Consider the following 1,211-nt stretch of genomic DNA (forward strand, 5'->3'; position numbering starts at 1 on the left):
GCTTCGGGCACGTTGAGGCGCAGGCCGCGGACGCGGCGTTCCCGGGCGAGCAGGGCGGCCAGGTACAGCTGAAGGCGATCACCTTCGGCGGGGGTTAGGCGCATCGGAGGTCCTCCTGGTGCGGCACGGGGCGGGCGGGGCGGCTATTCCCCGATGACCACGCCGCAGGCCTTGGCGTGGGCGCGGATCCTCGCGCGGGTGTCGGCGAGGTCGTCGAAGGAGACCTCGGGCATCAGCGCTCTGGCGTAGTCGCGCATGGCGTCTTCCGGGGGGACGACGGCCTGCCCACGCCATCGCTCGGCGATCGCGGTACGGACCGCCTCACCGGAGATGCTCTGGCCGAGCCGCGAGGCGGCGGCCTGTGCGGCGGCTGGGTCGGTGAGGTAGGTGTAGTCGCGGGCGCCGGGCTGGGGGGAGAGCACCTCGACGTCGACCGCGGAGAAGACGCCGCCGGCGGCGCCCTCGGAGATCAGCGCGAGGATCCGTTGCAGGTTCTCGTGCAGCAGGGCCGGGGTCATGCCGATATGGCCGACGACGAAGCCGGCTCGGATGAGCAGGCCGTGCTCGCGGGCGACGGTGATGGCGGTCGCGTTCTTCTCATACAGCCGCTCGGCTTCGGCCAGGACGTCGCGGCGGCGTCCGCCGACGGGTTTGTTCATCGCCGCCAGCGACAGGGGAGTCCCGGCGTCCATGCCGATCATGATCTGGCGTACGCCGAGGCTGGTCAGGAGAGCGGTGCGCCGCGGGTCGGCGATGCCGTCGGCGCGACCGTAGCCGACCAGTACAGGCCGGTCGGGGTCCGGCAGAGCCGTCCACCAGGCGGGCTGGGTGGCGTTCATCGCGGTGAGGAGTTTGGCGAAGGTCAGGGGGAGTTCGTCGGCGGTCAGGTACAGGTAGTCGTAGCCGGCCCGGACGGCGGCTTCCAGGACGTGCCAGGCCTGCTCGGCGCTCAGCTGGTTGCGCCACAGTGTCCCGGGGTGGATGGAGCAGAAACTGCAGGCGTCGTCGCCGGCGAATTTCACGCAGCCGCGGCCGATCTCGACGGGAACGCCGGCGCTCACCTTGCGGCCCAGCAGTTCCTTCAGCCGCGGCGCGATCCGCTGCTGGAAGTGCCCAGTGTAGAGCGGGGTGTGCTGAAAGGCGCAGTCGGCGAGGGAGTAGTCGAATCCGGCGAACACGGGCTCGGCGCCGGGCGGGGTGAGGTGGATGCC

Annotated in this window: 2 protein-coding genes; both read right to left on the reverse strand. The window is 71.4% G+C overall.

Annotation, left to right across the window (positions count from 1 at the left end; all coding sequences use genetic code 11):
* A partial coding sequence (locus tag AB0J09_RS65245) for an urease subunit gamma (RefSeq protein ID WP_360714589.1) occupies positions 1 to 104 on the reverse strand: 104 nt, incomplete at its 3' end.
* Between the two features lie 39 nt (positions 105 to 143).
* Positions 144 to 1,211 (reverse strand): hypothetical protein (locus AB0J09_RS65250; RefSeq protein ID WP_360714587.1); only part of this gene is annotated, 1,068 nt, incomplete at its 5' end.

This window comes from Nonomuraea sp. NPDC049784, assembly GCF_040659615.1.
In the GTDB taxonomy this organism is placed as follows: domain Bacteria; phylum Actinomycetota; class Actinomycetes; order Streptosporangiales; family Streptosporangiaceae; genus Nonomuraea.